This is a genomic window from Peribacillus simplex NBRC 15720 = DSM 1321 (genome assembly GCF_002243645.1).
Classification (GTDB): domain Bacteria; phylum Bacillota; class Bacilli; order Bacillales; family DSM-1321; genus Peribacillus; species Peribacillus simplex.
Genome location: NZ_CP017704.1, coordinates 2,637,895 through 2,655,659, shown reverse-complemented (window position 1 = coordinate 2,655,659; position 17,765 = coordinate 2,637,895). Strand labels below are relative to the sequence as shown.

Here is a 17,765-nt window from a genome sequence, read left to right as displayed (position 1 = left end):
AAATGGAACAAAAAGAAATGATTCGCATTAGGAATTTAAATAAATCATATGGAGACCTGCATGTACTCAAAGATATTGATATGAAGGTACTGGATAGCGATGTAGTCTGTCTGATCGGACCAAGCGGTTCCGGAAAAAGCACCCTGCTCCGCTGTTTGAATTATTTAGAGAAGAAAGACAGCGGGCAAATCCTCATTGAAGGAACGGAAGTCAATCCGGGTACCCATGATATTAATAAAATCCGTGAGAAAGTCGGAATGGTTTTTCAGCATTTCTACCTCTTCCCGCATATGACAGTACTGGAAAATGTCATCGAAGCACCGACTCACGTCAAAAAGGTCCCTAAGGCTCAGGCGATTGAAGAAGCAAATGCATTGCTTGCCAAAGTCGGCTTATCAGATAAAGCGGATGTCTATCCAAGCAAGCTCTCAGGTGGGCAGAAACAGCGTGTTGCCATAGCCCGTGCCCTTGCCATGAAGCCAGATATCCTACTCTTTGATGAGCCTACCTCGGCTCTTGATCCCGAACTTGTCGGGGAGGTTCTTGCCACGATGAAGGAACTTGCCTTGGAAGGGATGACAATGGTAGTCGTTACACATGAAATGAGCTTTGCACGTGAAGTTGGGGATTGGATTGTCTTCATGCATAATGGGAGGGTTGTCGAAAGCGGCCCGCCAAAAGAATTCTTCACCAATCCAAAAGAAGAGCGGACAAAAGAATTTTTGCAAACGACAGTTTTTTGATTTTAATTCTAAAATCTGTCTGCTAGCGAGATTATAAGCAATACAGGCGTGAATTCCTGTATTGCTTTTTTTGAATGAAAAACGATTTATTGGTTTCTTTAATATCCAGTTAGGTAGTTCCCTAAATTACATGTTCAAAGTTTCAGGGATATTTTCACTCTGATTGTACAAACTAAATACTTGATGAATTGTTTCAGATAAACCCTGATTCCGGCTCAAACATGGAAAAATATCTGTATTTATGGTATATATACAGGTAAAATTAAAAGAAGTATATAAATGAAAGAGGTCGAATTCAGTTGGAAAATAACTCTTCGAATTTTATTAAAAATATTATAAAAGATGATCTAGAGTCCGGAAAACATGATCATGTCATCACTCGCTTCCCTCCTGAGCCGAACGGATATTTACATATCGGGCATGCCAAATCAATCATTTTGAATTTTGGGGTGGCTGATGATTTCAATGGGAAAACTAACCTTCGTTTCGATGATACGAATCCATTGAAAGAGGATATTGAGTTTGTCAACTCCATTAAGGAAGATGTAAAATGGCTCGGTTACGACTGGGATAACCTTTTCTTCGCTTCCGACTATTTTGATGAAATGTATAAAAGAGCTGTGCTGCTCATCAATAAAGGACTGGCATATGTGGACGACCTTAATGCCGACCAAATCCGTGAATATCGCGGGACGCTGACTGAGCCGGGAAAAGATAGCCCCTACCGCAATAGAACCGCCGAGGAAAATCTTGAACTGTTTGAAAAGATGCGCAGCGGCGAATTCGGGAACGGCGCAAAAGTTTTGCGTGCAAAAATCGATATGAGCTCACCTAACATTAATTTGCGTGATCCCGTCATATACCGTATCTCCCATACTGAACACCATAATACCGGCAACAAATGGTGCATCTACCCAATGTATGCCTTTGCCCACCCAATTGAAGATGCCATCGAGGGAGTCACACACTCCATTTGTACGCTTGAATTCGAAGATCAACGCCCTCTTTATGACTGGATCGTTGAAAATTGTGAAATGGAAAGCAAACCAAAACAATATGAATTTGGCCGTCTTAACCTGACCAATACAGTAATGAGCAAGCGAAAACTGAAGCAGCTTGTCGATGAGGGCTTCGTGGACGGCTGGGACGACCCACGGATGCCTACTGTTTCAGGCTTGCGGAGACGCGGGTATACACCCGAAGCGATTCGTGCATTCTGCCAAGAGATAGGTGTCGCAAAAACAAGTGGTGTCGTAGACTCTCAAATGCTTGATCATTTCGTACGGGAAGACTTAAAGCTGAAGGCTCCACGGACTATGGCTATCTTAAACCCGCTTAAAGTGGTCATCACCAACTATCCGGAAGGCGAGATAGAATGGCTGGATGCTGAGGTCAATCCGGAAGTTCCGGAAATGGGCACACGCCAAATCCCGTTTTCACGTGAAATATATATCGAACAGGACGATTTCATGGAAAACCCGCCGAAAAAGTATTTCCGACTTTTCCCGGGCAATGAAGTCCGTTTGAAACATGCTTATTTCATTAAATGTGAAGAAGTGATAAAAGACGAAGCCGGTAACGTCATTGAACTTCGCTGCACATACGACATTGAAACGAAAAGCGGATCGGGCTTCACTGGCCGTAAAGTAAAAGGTACATTGCACTGGGTCGAAGCTTCACAAGCCGTTTCAGCAGAATTCCGCAACTACCAGCCTTTAATCTTGGATAAGGAAAATGATGAAGAGGAAGAAAAATCATTCTTGGACCGGGTAAACCCTGATTCTGTAGAAATTTTACAAGGATTTGTCGAGCCTAACATGAAAGATGTTAAGCCTCAGGATAAATTCCAATTCTTCAGGCATGGCTATTATAATGTTGATTCAAAACTCACTGCGGCCGATCACTTGGTCTTCAACCAAATCGTTGGGTTGAAAAGTTCATTCAAGTTATAGAATCACGAAAAAGAACCAGATTCCTAGCGGAATCTGGTTCTTTTTCATTCATTGCACCCTTATGTCATTTTTTCTCGTAAAGTTTGATCCCTTGCTTGGAAAGGGCCTGTTTAAGAGTACTATGTGTCGAAACCTGACTAAAATCAAGACCTAACTGAATCGATGTCTGGGCCACTTCAGGACGAATCCCGGAAATGGTCGATTGAATGCCTAACAGGTTCAGGGTACTTATCAATTGATAGATCTGTTGGGCAACCATCGTATCTAAAAGGGAGACTCCCGATAAATCGATGAATAAGTGAGTGACATTTTTGCTAATGCATTTGCTTGGAGTCGCATTCAAAATTTCTTTTGCCCGATAGGTATCGATTTCACCGATTAACGGCAATACCGCAATGGCATCAACAATGGGAATGACAGGTGCGCCCAGTTCATTAATCAGGTCCTGTTGAGCTAGTAAACGCTCTTTTGTCAAAAGATAATACTGCTCAGTGAACTCACGGTTCAATTGATCGAATGCACGATTAATAAGCCGGCTCCACCGGATGATTGTCTCCTTCGTTATCCCCGTATCCTTTAGCATATAATCTGTAATGAAGGCCCAATATGTTTCCCGAACCTTATTAAGCGCTTCCAACACTTCGTAAATAGGAGTGTCCGATTCAACCCTGCTCTTCGCGACAAGTGTGGCCCACTGCTCCATCGTGTCAATAAAAGCCGTTTTATCTTCAAGTAAAGCACTGGTCACTGTCTTGATGGTCAATGTATTCTGTTCTCTAAGAAGCTTTTCGATTTCCTCATTAGAATCCATTGAATAGATGGATCCAGACTGCTTTTCCCTTAAAGCCAGCCAGTTTTCCGTAATCTTGGATGAATTATCAAGGATATATCGATATAAATTTTCATCTATTTTATCCATTTGTGTTCCCCTATCTCACTAGTTATTTCATTTTAAAAAGTACTAATAAGTCTCCATATCCCTCTCTCTCCATTTCATTTCTAGGAATGAATCGAAGGGCAGAAGAATTTATGCAATATCTCGTGCCTTTAGGACTTGGGCCATCAGGAAAAACATGTCCAAGATGTGAATCGGCGTCCCTGCTGCGCACCTCGGTCCGGGTCATTCGGTGGCTGAGATCCATTTTCTCATTGACACTTGCCGACATGATGGGCTTCGTGAAGCTTGGCCACCCACAACCACTATCATACTTATCCCGTGAACTGAATAGAGGCTCCCCAGAAACGACATCCACATAGATTCCTTCTTCAAAGTAATCCCAATAGGCATTATCGAAAGGCGGCTCCGTGCCATTTTCCTGGGTGACATGAAACTGACTCTCCGTTAAGGTCTTTCTAAGGTGTGCATTATCCTTAGGCCAATTTTCTTTAATGAAAGCATCCCGTCCTGAGCCTTTACGATACAATGCATAGCGAAATTGATTCTTCCGATAGAATTCTTGATGATATTCCTCAGCCTCGTAAAATTTCCCCGAGGGTAGAATACCCGTAACAATAGGCTTCTTAAACCGCCCGCTCATCATTAAATCTTTCTTCGATTGTTCCGCCTCCTGTTTCTGACGTTCATTAAGATAGAAAATGGCTGCCTTATATTGCTTTCCCCTATCCGAGAACTGTCCATCGTCATCCGTAGGATCGATTTGGCGCCAGAATATCTCTAATAACGTTTTATAGGAAATGATTGATGGATCGAACACCACTTGCACCGCTTCAACATGATCGGTCGACCCGGTAATCACTTGTTTATAACTAGGCGCGGCAAAATTACCGCCTGTATAGCCTGATGTCACTGAAATAATACCATCCATTTCATCAAAGGGGGCAACCATGCACCAAAAACAGCCTCCTGCAAAGATAGCCGTTTCTTTTCCATCCATCGTCATCCTTAAACTCCCCTTTCATGCCTGTCATTTTATGTATTATATACCAGCAAGCCAATCACCTTCAAATTCAAAAATTGCTTTCTATCTTTGCTGTACAAATATAAAAGAGGCACTTAGGAGTAAACCCAAGTGCCCTTTTGTGTTAGATCCATTAATTAAAGTATCACACTAACGATGATCGCTGATAGGATGCTGACAAGAGTCGCACCATATAGCAGCTTCAAGCCGAAACGGGCCACAACATTTCCCTGTTTTTCATGAAGCCCTTTGACTGCACCGGCAATGATTCCAATAGATGAGAAATTAGCGAATGAAACCAAGAAAACCGAAACGATCCCTATCGTCCTATCGCTCAAGGCTGCTGATGCGTCCCCTAAGCTCAGCATGGCAACGAATTCATTGGTTACTAGCTTTGTCGCCATGATTCCGCCTGCAGTCACGGTTTCTGAAATCGGTATCCCCATGATAAAGGCAAACGGGGCAAAAATATACCCCAAGATGTCTTGGAAACTGATGCCGATGATCATATCGAATAAGCTGTTGATTCCTGCAATTAGTGCAACGAAACCAATTAACATCGCGGCTACAGTGATAGCAACCTTAAATCCATCCATGATATATTCCCCAAGCATTTCGAAAAACGACTGCTTCTCTGCCCCTTCTTCAACAGGGAGAATATCATCTTCATCCGTTACCGTATAAGGGTTAATAATGGATGCAATGATAAATCCACCAAACATGTTAATAACAATAGCCGTCACAACATACTTTGGTTCAATCATGGTCATATAAGCACCGACAATCGACATCGATACGGTTGACATGGCTGACGCACAAAGCGTATACATGCGAGATGGCGGAATGGCACCGAGTTGTTTTTTCAAGGTTATGAAAACCTCGGATTGGCCCACTATTGCTGATGCTACCGCATTGTAAGATTCCAATTTACCCATCCCATTCACTTTACTTAGCAGGAATCCAATCCACTTCATGATGAACGGAAGGATCTTGAAGTGCTGTAAAATCCCGATTAATGCCGAGATGAATACGATAGGAAGAAGGACATTTAAAAAGAAGGGTGATGCTCCTTCGTTTACAATCCCGCCAAACACAAAGGTGATTCCTTCATTTGCCCATTCTAAAAGTTTTCCGAACCCATCGGCAATCGAATTGATGATCACTAAACCGAACTTCGTATTTAATAATAGATAAGTTAAAATAAGCTGCATGATCAACATGAGGATGATCGGTTTAATTTTAACTTTCTTCCGGTCACTGCTGACTAATAAAGCTAGTCCAAAAACAATGAGCAGTCCTAAAATTGCAATCAGAAATTTCATATATTCTGCCTCCACTAAGGGTGAATTTAATGATCGTGCATTAATAGTAGGTTACCCTCAAAAAATTTATGCAAACGTTTTCTCTTTCATCCAAAATACATGTACGTACCTCTCCAGAAGTATATATTAAACTAATATTTTTTTAAGTGCAATTATTATTTCCCTTTTTAAAATAACAATTAGTGACAATATTAGGTTTCGTGAATTAAAAAAGAAGGTTCCCCTTCAAAAGGAACCTTCTCTTTCTTCAAATAGTATCGACTTTTTAGGCTGCTGTTTTTCTGGATATCACCGATGTCACTAATCCAACGCCTCCGATTACAAAGATGATGATGGATGCAGCCAAGCCACCTGCCCCTTGGTAAAAGCCGATAAATTTTCCTGCAAAAGAGTCTCTGCCTTGGAAACCGCCACCGCTTGGCATCTCTCCTGGAGTTCCAGAACCATTAGGCCCGCTCCCCATATTGCCCTGCGTATCATTAGACGCCGTTTCCGTAGTTGAATCATCGGTCGCCGTACTGCTTTTAGCCGATTCTTCCGTATCATCCGATTCTGTTGTGTTGCGGTCGGCAGGCTGCCCCATCATCGCCTGTCCATTCATGGGTTCACTGCCGCTACCATCCACAAACATCATGATCCCGATTACTGCTTGAGCCATTAAGAGGACCGAAGCCAATATTCCAACCAAAAAGTGTAACTTACCAATTCTTTTCATCATTGATTCTCCTCCGAAAATAAAAGTATTTATAAGATGATTATCTAAAAAGACCCTTAATTTTTCCTTAAGCAACAAGGAAAAAAGTAAGGGTCTTTTTGATATTGGACGGCATCTAAAGGTGGATTAAGTTTTCCTTTGATTTCTCGGAAAAGTGATTTCAAAACGGGTGCGTTCATTCTGTTCACTCGTAACCTTGATGTTCCCTTGATGTGTGTTCACAATCCATTTGGCAATGGACAGACCTAAGCCGGAGCCTTCATTTGCTGAACGGGATTGCTCCACTTGATAAAAACGGTTAAAAATCAAGGGGAGATCTTCCTGCGGAATGCCTTTTCCATTATCCTCTACGGTAAGAATGACGGATGAAGAATTCTTGATGCAGGATAGGGAAATCTCCCCGCCTTCCTCGGTAAATTTCATGGCATTATCCACCAAGATCACCAATAGCTGATGAATTCTCTCTTTATCCCCATGAAATACCACCTGTTCGGGAGCATGGCTAATGATTGATTTCTCTTGAAAAGAAGCTATATCCGTATACTGTTCCACGATATCCATAAGTAAGTCATCAAGGAAAAAGTTCGATTTCTTAACCTCCATTTGATTCGAATCCGTTCTGGTTAAGGTCAAAAGTCCGTTAACAAGCTTATTCAATCGCCGGACTTCTTTCGAAATGATGGATATATCAACGGCTTTTTCCTCGATTGTCGCTGAAGGTGATTGAAATAGCAAATCAGCCCGCGATTGAATGACAGCAAGCGGCGTTCGAATTTCATGCGAAGCATCCGAGACAAACTGCTGCTGCTGATCCCAGGATTTCTTGACTGGGATCAGGGCCCGTCCTGCCAGAAGATAGCCTGCGCCTACAGCCACTAGACTTCCAATTCCTCCACCAACAAACAATATCAGCAGCAATCGATCGAGCATTTCTTTTTCTGTATCCACATTCCTGATGAATTGTACCGTCATCTCTCCATACTCTGTATCGACCTTGGTGGAAAGTGCACGATACGTCTGCCCATTTACCGATATTTCTTCAATCTCATCAAATCTTTCAGGGTAAAATTCCGATTCATTAACCTTAATAAAATTGTCTACACTCAGTCTTGGCTCAATGATCGTCTCATCCGGTCCCCAAACGATGACGCTTGGCCCAGGTCCTAAAAGAAACTCACCTTGCGGACGCCCGCCTGGCATGCCTCCATTATTGAAATCCCTGTAATCCTTTTTAAGTGAATCATTGACATCCATATAGATCTGATTTTCGGTATAGAAATAAATCGTTCTGCTTAATATGGCTATTAAGACAATAAAGACGATAGAATTCAATAATGTTAGTTGAAGCCGTGTTTTTTGGAACATAATGATCCCCTTATGGTTGTTTTAGCATATAACCAATACCCCGAACGGTTTGAATATCCTTATGATAATGGAACGGTTCCAATTTTTTTCTAAGGTGATGGATGAACACTTCCACAATGGCAATCGTCGTATCTGAATCAAACCCCCAAATGCGGTCGAAAATCTGCTCACGGGTCAATATTTTTCCATTATTTTGAATTAAATACTCCAGTAATTCAAACTGTTTCAAGGTCATTTTAATGACCTTTCCATCAACCAAAATATCCTTTTCTTTTTCCAACAGTTCAATATCACGGTATTTCACATGCTGCTCAAGCGATATAATGCCACTCCTTCGAAGCAAGGCACGAATCCTGGCCTTAAGTTCCGGTGCCTGAAACGGCTTGACTAAATAATCATCGCCACCCATTTCCAATCCTCTGACACGATCCTCAAGCGCATCTTTTGCCGTCAAAAACAAGACACTTGTATCGATTTTTGCTTCCCTGATTTTCCGTACGATTTCAAATCCATCGATTCCCGGAAGCATTACATCCAAAATGATGATATCGTATATACTTTGCTGAGCCATGAATAGCCCATCTTCCCCATTATCTGCTGTATCGACTTCATATTCATCCGTCAGAATTTGTCGGATCGATTCTAATAATGAAACATTATCTTCTACCACCAAAACCTTCATGCAAGGTACCTCCCAACCGCCTCAATTGTGATATATATGTTGATTTTATCCTTTTTCATATGCAAAAGAAAGCGGGCTTTTAATCGCCTGCTTTCTTTCAAATTGAATGTTCATTCGTGACGCAGTGCTTGGATTGGATTTAACCTGGATGCCTTATTGGCAGGAAATACGCCAAACATTATCCCGATTAAAATGGAGAATAAGAAGGCAAACAATGTCACCGACCATGAATAACTAATCGTTAAACTTGAAAAAACTGAAATCAATTTTGCGATTCCCAATCCAATTCCAACTCCCAACAATCCCCCTAAGCAGCTCAAGACCATCGCTTCAATTAAAAACTGGAGAAGAATCGATTTCCGATTTGCCCCAATTGCTTTTCTAATCCCGATTTCCTTCGTCCTCTCTGATACAGAAACCAACATGATATTCATGATTCCAATTCCGCCTACTAGTAACGAAATACTGGCAATTCCGCCAAGCATGAGTGTGAACGTATCCGACACAGAGCTCATTGTATCCATCAAATCTTCTTGATTGGAGACCGAATAGTTATCACTCTGTTCTGGGAATGATGTGGTCATCGTACCTTGTACCTGATACATCGCCCTATCTATGATATTCTCGTTCTCCGCTTTTAAATATACGGTTCCGATTGTCGTGCTGCCTGTAGCCCGTTCGGCAGTGGTGATCGGTGCAATGATTACATCATCCCCGCTCGATCCCATTGAGGTGCCTACCGATTTCAGCACACCGATCACTCGATAGGAAACGCCACCGATAAGAACGTTCTGGTCCACAGCTTTTTGATTTTCAAAAAGCGTGTTGGCTGTATCCGATCCCAGGACAACGACCTTGGAGCGTAATTCCGTTTCCATATCCGTCAAGAACCGGCCCTGACTGAGCTCTAAATCCCTAACCGATAAGTAGGAGGAAGTTGCACCGGTCATTGAAACCTGCGCTGTAGCTTCCCCGTTTTTTGCATAAACGCGCCCAGTGACCACAGGCGCCACTTCCGATATCCCGTTCAGATCTTTAAACTGTTCAATTGTATCATCCGTCAGCTCCACGGAGTCGGTATCCGTGACACTTACCGTTATCAGGTTCGTTCCCAGGCTATTGATCTCATCCTGAACGGACTGTGAGGAACCCTGCCCAATCGAAACCAGAACGATTACGGAAGCAACTCCAATAATGATCCCGAGCATGGTTAAAAATGCTCTGACTTTATTGGTTTTGATACTGCGTATAGCCATCTTCATTGATTCGCTCAAGTTCAATCCAATCACCTCCGTTTTCAAATAGCTGACCATCCTGTATCCGAACGACACGAGTTGCTTCTTTTGCCACTTCCAAGTCATGGGTTATAAGAATGATTGTTTGTCCCTTTTCGTTCAATTCTTTCAGCATCTGCAGCACTTCTTTACTCGTTTTACTATCCAGAGCCCCCGTCGGCTCATCCGCCAATAAAACGGGAGGGTTACCGGCAAGTGCCCTTGCAATCGCAACTCTTTGCTGCTGTCCACCCGACAGTTGGGTCGGCAAATGATTCTTCCGGTCACTCAGGCCAACCATATCAAGACACGCATTGGCCACTTCTCTTCTTTCCTTCACGCTTGCCCCTCTATAAACCAGGGGAAGTTCGACATTCTCCAACGCTGTCAGTTTTGCCAACAGGTTGAAATTTTGAAAGATAAATCCTATTTTAATATTACGAATGGCGGCTAACTCATTATCCTTCATCTTTTCCACTTCTTTTCCATCAAGAAGATATTCACCTATGTCAGGCTTGTCAAGGCAGCCAATCATATTCATGAACGTCGATTTCCCTGATCCAGAAGGTCCGATGATGGAAATGAAATCGCCTTTATCGATTGTAAGACAGACATCTTGAAGTGCCTTAACCGTTTCTCCGCCTAATTCATATGATTTAGACATGTTCTTAATTTTTATGATGGGTTTCGCCATTTTACTGACCTCCCTTGCCACTTGGCATTCCGCCACTGCTTGGCATCCCGCCGCTCGGCATTCCGCTGCCGCTCTGCATTCTTACTTCGCCTCCTTGGCCTCCCCTCATTCCTTCGCCGCCACTGCCAGTGGAGCTTTCATTGATGGTAATAGGCAAGGAAACAAACTGGCCTTCTTCAACACCCGAAGTTATTTCAATATACCTATCATTGCTGATCCCAGTCTCCACCACTGTCTTTGTACTAGCAGCACCTTCAGTTGTTCCGGATTGTTGTATATTCACATATTTCTCTTCACCGTCAATTTGGACTGCTTCAATCGGAACATATAAAGCATCTTTTACACTATTCGTCAAAATGCTTACTTCAGTCGACATCCCAATTTTTATATCTCCGGGTTTTTCAATTTTGATTGTGACATCGAACGAAGAAACTCCATTCTCATATGTACCTTCCTTTGCTACACTGGTCACTTTTCCTGTAAACGTTTCATCTTCAAAAGCACTGGCTTTAATTTCAACTGTTTGTCCTTTTTTAACACTTGGAACATCCAATTCATCAACACTGATCGTGGTTTTCAATTTTTTATAATCCGTAACATGTGCCACCACTTCACTGCTTGATACACGATCCCCTTCTTCTACATCCAATGTTGTCACGGTTCCATCGAATGGGGCCGTTATCGGGTCACTTCCATCCGTGAAGGTAATGAGTTCATCATCTTTCTCAACCAATTCATTCTTCGCTACAAGGACTTCATCCACTTCATCCGTTACAGAGGAAGTGATGTCCTCACTATTGATTGCGGCGACCGATCCGGAACCGCTTATTTGAACTTCAAGATCTCCTTTTTCAACTGTAGCCGTCACCGACTTTGCAATTACAGGCTCAGCATTGTCCTTCATGAAAAACCAAACGCATCCCCCAATCGCCAGCACTAAAACCGTACCTATCATTATCAACTTTTTCATCATTTTTCTCCTTTCAGATTTCCTTCGTTGAAACCAGTATCGTGAAAGAAGCTTAACTTTTCCTTAATGGCCAAGTGTTTGATTTCCATGTTCTTTCGTTTATACAGCACACTCCTTTTGCTTGTGTGTAAAAATTAAAACTATGTCGAACGAAAAAAGATTTAAATTTAGCATTTAAATTTACAATATATTCTGAAAAATATATACTGATACTGTTATCGGAAATTGGTAATGAAATCCAAATCAATAATGATGAAGGGGGAACCAACTTGGCATCAAACGATTCAATCGCTAAAGAAAACAAGGTAAGCGCTTCCACGGAATACACCAAGATTGTCCAATCACAATCTTTTCAAGAACTCTTAAGGAAAAAACGCAATTTCATCGTCCCGCTATCCATCTTTTTCATGGTCTTTTATTTCACCTTACCCATACTAACTTCCTATTCTAAAGTTCTTAACTCCTATGCTTTCGGGACAATCAGCTGGGCCTGGATTTTTGCCTTCGCTCAATTTATCATGACCTGGACATTATGTATCCTCTATTCCAAAAAAGCTGCGACATTTGACCGATTAGTAGAAAAAATCGTTAAAGAAGCGAAAGGATAAAAGGTGAATTCATAATGAATATACTTGCTTTTATATTATTCCTAATCATTGTCGGGCTAACATTGGTCATTACCTATTTTGCTTCACGGCGCACCAAAACGACCGCGGACTTTTATACGGCGGACAGCAGCCTTACTGGCTGGCAGAATGGCTGGGCCATTGCGGGAGATTATATGTCCGCCGCCTCATTTTTGGGGATAGCCGGCATGGTCGCACTCTCTGGATTTGATGGTTTTTTCTATAGCATAGGTTTTCTGGTTGCATATCTGGTCGTTCTTTATATCGTGGCCGAACCGCTCCGTAACCTTGGCAAGTATACATTGGCGGACATGATCGCTGCCCGTTTCAATGAAAAGAAAGTACGCGGGGTTGCTGCCCTTAACACCATTTCCATTTCAACCTTTTATATGATCGCCCAATTAGTCGGTGCAGGTGCCCTTATAAAACTCTTACTTGGAATTGATTATCTTTACTCCGTCATCATTGTAGGTATTTTAATGACCGTCTACGTCGTATTTGGCGGTATGACGGCCACCAGTTGGGTCCAAATCGTTAAAGCCGTTTTATTGATGGCAGGTACATTCATCATCTCCATCATCGTGTTGGCGAAATTCGACTTTAGCGTGATCGAAATGTTCAAGCAGATGAAAACAGCCACTCCTTTGGGCGGGGATTTCCTCAATCCAGGTAACAAATTTAAGGATCCTTTGGATACTTTATCTCTTAATTTAGCGCTTGTACTCGGTACAGCTGGACTTCCTCACATTCTCATCCGTTTCTTTACGGTGAAAGACGCCATCACAGCCCGAAAGTCCGTAGTATATGCCACTTGGATAATTGGCATCTTTTATATAATGACCATATTCCTCGGCTTTGGAGCGGCAGCTTTTGTTGGATACGACAAAATCATAGCGGCGAATGCGGCCGGCAATATGGCTGCTCCGCTGCTTGCCGAAGCCATTGGGGGTGACTTCTTGTTCGCCTTTGTCTCTGCAGTTGCCTTTGCTACCATTTTAGCGGTTGTAGCAGGTCTCGTTCTATCGGCTGCCTCTGCTTTTGCCCATGACTTCTATGGCCACATCATCCGGAAAGGTCAAGCCACTGACAAGGAACAAGTCGTTGCTGCTCGTTGGGCATCCATCGGAGTATCCGTCCTCTCCATCATCCTTGCCTTGTTTGCCCAAAACATGAATGTCGCCTTCCTTGTTTCACTTGCCTTTGCCGTCGCTGCCAGTGCCAATCTGCCCATCATTGTCTTCACGGTATTCTGGAAACGTTTTAACACAGCTGGGGCTGTCACGGGCATGATAGTTGGACTGGTCAGTTCTTTATTGCTTGTGTTCCTAAGTCCCAATGTCTGGTCACCGGTAGAGGGAGCGGCAATATTCGTTGGGGAGCCATTATTCCCGCTTGCCAATCCAGGCATCATCTCCATCCCAATTGGTTTTATCGCAGCAATTGTCGGAACACTTCTGTCAAGCAAGAAAGCTGATGCCAAAAAATTCGACGAAATTTTGGTTACTGCTAACACTGGGATGAAAGATCCTATATAAGCTAGATTTATTATTATTTTAAAATATTAAAAAGAGAAAGGAGATCAGGGTGTTCGACCTGCTCTCCTTTCTCTTTATTTAGAAACATATTTATCAGGAGGGTTTTAATATAATCCCTCTAACTTCTCAATCTTAACTTCCTTTTATTGTACTTAGTTACTAACTGATTCATAACTTCTGCAAAGATCAGCCCCATCGCAATGGCACCAGCCAGCATAAAGACCTTGGCGGCCAACTGAACGGCGACATAAAAATCATTTCCAACAAAATGCTTCATCGCATCATACGACAAACCTCCAGGCACGAGGGGGATGATTCCCGATACATTGAAAATCGTGATCGGCGTTTTATACCTTTTAGCAAAATACTGGCTGATAACAGCAACGATAAATGCAGCCGATAAGGTTGCAATGATGCTGTTTATCTCATTTTCAACCAAAACAAAGTATAATATCCATCCTAACATCCCTACGAAACCACATTGAAACAATGAATTTTTTGGTACATTGAAGATGACTCCAAAGGCGGCTGAGGCAATGAAACTTGTAATAAGCTGTGCAATCATCATTCTTCCTCCCCTAAAATCATAAGAAAACAAATGCAGCCGATATTCCTGCCCCAATGGCTAAAGCAGTTAAACCTGCATCCGCCCCCTTGGATAGACCCGAAACCAAATGTCCTGCAATTAAATCCCTGGCAGCATTCGTAATTAACAGCCCTGGCACAAGCGGCATCACCGCTCCAATGATTATCGTGTCCAAATGACTTCCAACTCCAATCTGGACAAAGAACATAGCTACTAAACCTACGACTAAAGAGGCGATGAATTCAGCAAAAAAGCGAACTTCCAGTAACCAGTGCAAATAAAGCAGGCAAGTGAATCCCATTCCTCCAGCTATACAGGACCAGATGAAATCATTCCACTGTCCTTGGAACATGATTAAAAAGCAGCCGCTTGCTATAAACGCAGCAAAGACCTGTACCCACATGGGATACCCCATCCCGGCCTTTTCGATTTGTTTTAACCTTAGATAAGCTTCCTCCGGTGTCATTTCCTTGCTGGAAATGCTTCGGGATATACTGTTAACCAGCGTCACCTTATGTAAATCTGTAGATCGTTGGGAAACTCGAATTAATTTTGAAGCTGGGTGCATACCATCCAGCGAAAAAATAATTCCTGTAGGGGTCGAAAAACTATGTGACTCACCGCATCCAAACGCTGCAGCGATTCTTACCATCGTATCTTCCACCCGCGAAGTTTCCGCTCCGTTCTGAAGCATGATTTTTCCCGCAAGTAAACATACATCTATAATTTCATTGTATGGTAAACGATCATCCATTTTATCCTCTCCATCACTTCCTGCATGAGTTTCTCTCAATAACAGATAAAGATCATACCAATTTAAATCCACCTCATAATAGCCCAATTCCTGTGAAAAGGATATAAAAATATTACCTATTTAATTTATCAATTCCATTAACCTGCACTACTGACTTCCTTAGTACCAGTATTCCCTTTATTTCTTGCCGAAACCGTTTAGTTAGTAGAAAAATTCATTAATAACCATAAAGAAAAGGAATGCGGGCACGAACCCTGCATCCCCTTTTTCATATCCTGTACGACTATACTCCCTTTTGAATAAAGCAATCCACTGTTTCATTAAACAAATCGCTTTCTTCCATAAATGGACAATGGCAACTATCTTCAAAGATTACTAGTTTGGAATTCGGAATGTTTTTGTGCAAATGTTCCCCTGCAGCTACAGGAATGACTTTTTCATGCCTTCCAAAACAGAGAAGTGTCGGAATATTGATTTCTGGCAAGAATTCACGATAGTCCACAATCGATTGGTCAAATAGAATGCTACTAGCAATGGATTCCGGCATTTTGGTCACTTCCCCAAGCATCCAGCTTGCATCCTCTGCAGATAATTCATTGTTGAACATGGAAGTAAGGAAGCTTTTCAAAAATGGGGTACGATTCGTTTGAATTTCAGTCATGAAGGCAATCAATGTCTCCATATCAAATGCACCAATATTAAAATCGGGCCACTTAAAATCAGAGGCCAATTCATCCACAATCACAGTTGAATGAATATTTCCCTCTCCGAATTGCTTAAGATAATCCCAGACGACAAATGCCCCCATGGACCAGCCTACAAGTATGACATCCCTTAATCCTAGCTCACCAATGAATGCATGAAGATCTTTTGCATAAACGGAGACCGTGTTTCCATAATGCACATGATTTGACTGGCCATGGCTTCTTAAATCAAGTAAGATCGTTCTATATTTTTCTGAAAAGTACGGAAGCTGCCTTCTAAAGAACCGGCTGCTCATCCACACACCATGGATAAAAATAATCGGTCTCCCCTGGCCCTTTTCTTCATAAAACAGCCGAACGCCTTCTTCCACCTCAACAAATGCCATTCTACCCCTCCTTCACGATATTTTCACAACCCATTCCCTATTATTATTTATTGCGTTTCTTCTTTTAACATTCCTCCCTATAAAAAAAATATTGTCAAACCTCTTTTTAGAGTTGATAATGAAGTATATTTTTATTGATATCTTCATCCTGAAAGGACGGAATTTTAATGAAGAGCTTTATCAAAAACTATCGATCCTCTTTAATACTGCTCACTGCCATTATTATCGGTGGGATAGCGGGCGTTGTCTTCGGGGAGAAAACCTCGGTTTTACAGCCGCTAGGGGACTTATTCTTAAATCTGATGTTCACGATCATCGTGCCATTGGTATTTTTCAGCATTGCTTCAGCGATTGCCAATATGAGCGGAATGCAGCGTCTCGGAAAAATCATGGGAAGTATCGTTCTCGTTTTCCTGACAACAGCCGCTTTAGCTGCCGTCATTGGTTTTATTGGGACAACCATCGTCAATCCCTTGGAAGGCACAGATACTACAGCCATTAAAGAACTGATGGAAAACAGTTCCTCTGAAGAGACCATCGAAGAAGTTTCTTTCTTCAGTCAACTGGTCAACACTGTAAGCGTTTCCGACTTTCCAGAACTGTTCTCCAGAAGCAATATGCTTCAGCTTATCGTTTTCTCAGTATTAATCGGACTTTCCACTGCACTGGTCGGTGAGAAAGCAAGACCGATTACTGAGTTTTTGACAGCGGGTACAGCTGTCATGATGAAGGTCGTCAAAATCGTCATGTACTATGCCCCAATTGGACTTGGTGCTTATTTTGCGACGATAATCGGTCAGCTGGGGCCTCAGATTTTAGAAGGCTATGCCCGCACTTTCAGTCTTTACCTTGTCTTGGCATTGATTTATTATTTCGGCTTCTTCACTTTGTATGCCTTTATCGCAGGGGGGAAAGATGGCGTTAAACTTTTTTGGAAAAATGCCCTGGCACCCTCCATTACAGCCATCGCAACTTGTTCAAGTGCCGCGTCCATTCCAGTCAACCTGGAATCGGTCAAGAAAATGGGTGTGCCAAAGGATATAGCGGAGACTGTCATCCCACTTGGAGCCAACATGCATAAAGATGGTTCTGTATTTGGCGGGATAATGAAAATCGTTTTCCTATTCAGCTTATTCGGAAAGGATATGACAAGCATTTCAAGCATTTTAAGTATACTTGCAGTTGCCTTTTTGGTTGGGGCTGTTATGGGTGCCATTCCTGGTGGCGGCATGATTGGGGAAATGTTGATTCTTAGTGTATTCGGCTTCCCTGTTGAAGTCCTGCCGATCATTGCTGTTATATCCACGATTATCGATGCTCCCGCTACACTGCTTAACTCAACGGGAAACACGGTTTGTGCCATGCTTGTCACAAGGCTTGTTGAGGGAAAAAACTGGTTAAAACAAGCATTCGTTAAAGAAGATTCGGCCGTATGATTCTTATAACTGACTGGCTCCTGGTTAAAACAGGAGCCAGTTTTTTCATTTTCACGACTTTTTTTCAAACAGATCTTTAATCGACAAGGGGTTCCTTCCCCT

General features: G+C 42.3%; 17 protein-coding genes. 5 read left to right on the top strand and 12 right to left on the bottom strand.

Going from position 1 to position 17,765, the window contains the following annotated elements; genetic code table 11:
- Positions 1-2: 2 nt before the first annotated feature.
- Complete coding sequence (locus BS1321_RS12675) at positions 3-743, top strand: amino acid ABC transporter ATP-binding protein (protein ID WP_063234251.1); 741 nt, start codon at positions 3-5, stop codon at positions 741-743.
- Positions 744-1,042: 299 nt separating this feature from the next.
- The gene (locus BS1321_RS12670; protein ID WP_063234252.1) at positions 1,043-2,695 is read left to right on the top strand and encodes a glutamine--tRNA ligase/YqeY domain fusion protein; all 1,653 of its coding nucleotides are present in this window, start codon (positions 1,043-1,045) and stop codon (positions 2,693-2,695) included.
- A 64-nt stretch (positions 2,696-2,759) separates the two neighbouring features.
- On the opposite strand, the gene BS1321_RS12665 is transcribed toward BS1321_RS12670, so the two are convergent.
- The 9 genes from BS1321_RS12665 to BS1321_RS12625 form a co-directional block, all read right to left on the bottom strand.
- The gene (locus tag BS1321_RS12665) at positions 2,760-3,614 is read right to left on the bottom strand and encodes an STAS domain-containing protein (RefSeq protein ID WP_063234253.1); all 855 of its coding nucleotides are present in this window, start codon (positions 3,612-3,614) and stop codon (positions 2,760-2,762) included.
- 22 nt (positions 3,615-3,636) lie between these two features.
- Positions 3,637-4,596: a peptide-methionine (R)-S-oxide reductase MsrB gene (msrB, locus tag BS1321_RS12660; protein WP_063234254.1), complete on the bottom strand. Its 960-nt coding sequence runs from the start codon at positions 4,594-4,596 to the stop codon at positions 3,637-3,639.
- 155 nt (positions 4,597-4,751) lie between these two features.
- Positions 4,752-5,936 (bottom strand): NupC/NupG family nucleoside CNT transporter, encoded by a 1,185-nt coding sequence (locus tag BS1321_RS12655; protein WP_063234255.1) that lies wholly within the window; start codon positions 5,934-5,936, stop codon positions 4,752-4,754.
- 265 nt (positions 5,937-6,201) lie between these two features.
- Positions 6,202-6,651: a hypothetical protein gene (locus tag BS1321_RS12650; RefSeq protein WP_063234256.1), complete on the bottom strand. Its 450-nt coding sequence runs from the start codon at positions 6,649-6,651 to the stop codon at positions 6,202-6,204.
- A gap of 126 nt (positions 6,652-6,777) precedes the next feature.
- Positions 6,778-8,016: a sensor histidine kinase gene (locus BS1321_RS12645; protein WP_063234257.1), complete on the bottom strand. Its 1,239-nt coding sequence runs from the start codon at positions 8,014-8,016 to the stop codon at positions 6,778-6,780.
- Positions 8,017-8,026: 10 nt separating this feature from the next.
- Positions 8,027-8,698 carry a response regulator transcription factor gene (locus BS1321_RS12640; protein WP_063234258.1) on the bottom strand — a complete coding sequence of 224 codons (672 nt, stop codon included), beginning with the start codon at positions 8,696-8,698 and terminating at the stop codon, positions 8,027-8,029.
- Between the two features lie 110 nt (positions 8,699-8,808).
- Positions 8,809-9,999, bottom strand: coding sequence for an ABC transporter permease (locus BS1321_RS12635; protein ID WP_311621534.1), 1,191 nt, complete (start codon positions 9,997-9,999; stop codon positions 8,809-8,811).
- Positions 9,926-10,666 (bottom strand): ABC transporter ATP-binding protein, encoded by a 741-nt coding sequence (locus BS1321_RS12630; RefSeq protein WP_063234259.1) that lies wholly within the window; start codon positions 10,664-10,666, stop codon positions 9,926-9,928. The genes BS1321_RS12635 and BS1321_RS12630 overlap by 74 nt, the downstream gene beginning before the upstream one ends.
- A gap of 1 nt (position 10,667) precedes the next feature.
- Positions 10,668-11,636, bottom strand: a complete 969-nt coding sequence (locus BS1321_RS12625; protein WP_063234260.1) for a biotin/lipoyl-containing protein — start codon at positions 11,634-11,636, stop codon at positions 10,668-10,670.
- A gap of 269 nt (positions 11,637-11,905) precedes the next feature.
- Between BS1321_RS12625 and BS1321_RS12620 the strand changes: the two genes are divergently transcribed.
- Positions 11,906-12,244 carry a DUF485 domain-containing protein gene (locus BS1321_RS12620; protein WP_063234261.1) on the top strand — a complete coding sequence of 113 codons (339 nt, stop codon included), beginning with the start codon at positions 11,906-11,908 and terminating at the stop codon, positions 12,242-12,244.
- A 14-nt stretch (positions 12,245-12,258) separates the two neighbouring features.
- The gene (locus tag BS1321_RS12615) at positions 12,259-13,797 is read left to right on the top strand and encodes a solute symporter family protein (RefSeq protein ID WP_063234262.1); all 1,539 of its coding nucleotides are present in this window, start codon (positions 12,259-12,261) and stop codon (positions 13,795-13,797) included.
- 118 nt (positions 13,798-13,915) lie between these two features.
- On the opposite strand, the gene BS1321_RS12610 is transcribed toward BS1321_RS12615, so the two are convergent.
- The 3 genes from BS1321_RS12610 to BS1321_RS12600 all read right to left on the bottom strand — a co-directional run bounded on the left by BS1321_RS12610 (position 13,916) and on the right by BS1321_RS12600 (position 16,227).
- A complete protein-coding gene (locus BS1321_RS12610; protein WP_174524181.1) occupies positions 13,916-14,365 on the bottom strand; it encodes a threonine/serine exporter family protein in 450 nt (149 codons plus the stop codon).
- Between the two features lie 16 nt (positions 14,366-14,381).
- Entirely contained in the window at positions 14,382-15,137 is a 756-nt protein-coding gene (locus BS1321_RS12605; protein WP_063234332.1) for a threonine/serine exporter family protein, read from the bottom strand.
- 283 nt (positions 15,138-15,420) lie between these two features.
- The gene (locus tag BS1321_RS12600; protein ID WP_063234264.1) at positions 15,421-16,227 is read right to left on the bottom strand and encodes an alpha/beta fold hydrolase; all 807 of its coding nucleotides are present in this window, start codon (positions 16,225-16,227) and stop codon (positions 15,421-15,423) included.
- Positions 16,228-16,394: 167 nt separating this feature from the next.
- On the opposite strand from BS1321_RS12600, the gene BS1321_RS12595 reads away from it, so the two are divergent.
- Positions 16,395-17,663, top strand: a complete 1,269-nt coding sequence (locus BS1321_RS12595) for a dicarboxylate/amino acid:cation symporter (RefSeq protein WP_063234265.1) — start codon at positions 16,395-16,397, stop codon at positions 17,661-17,663.
- Positions 17,664-17,765: the final 102 nt, after the last annotated feature.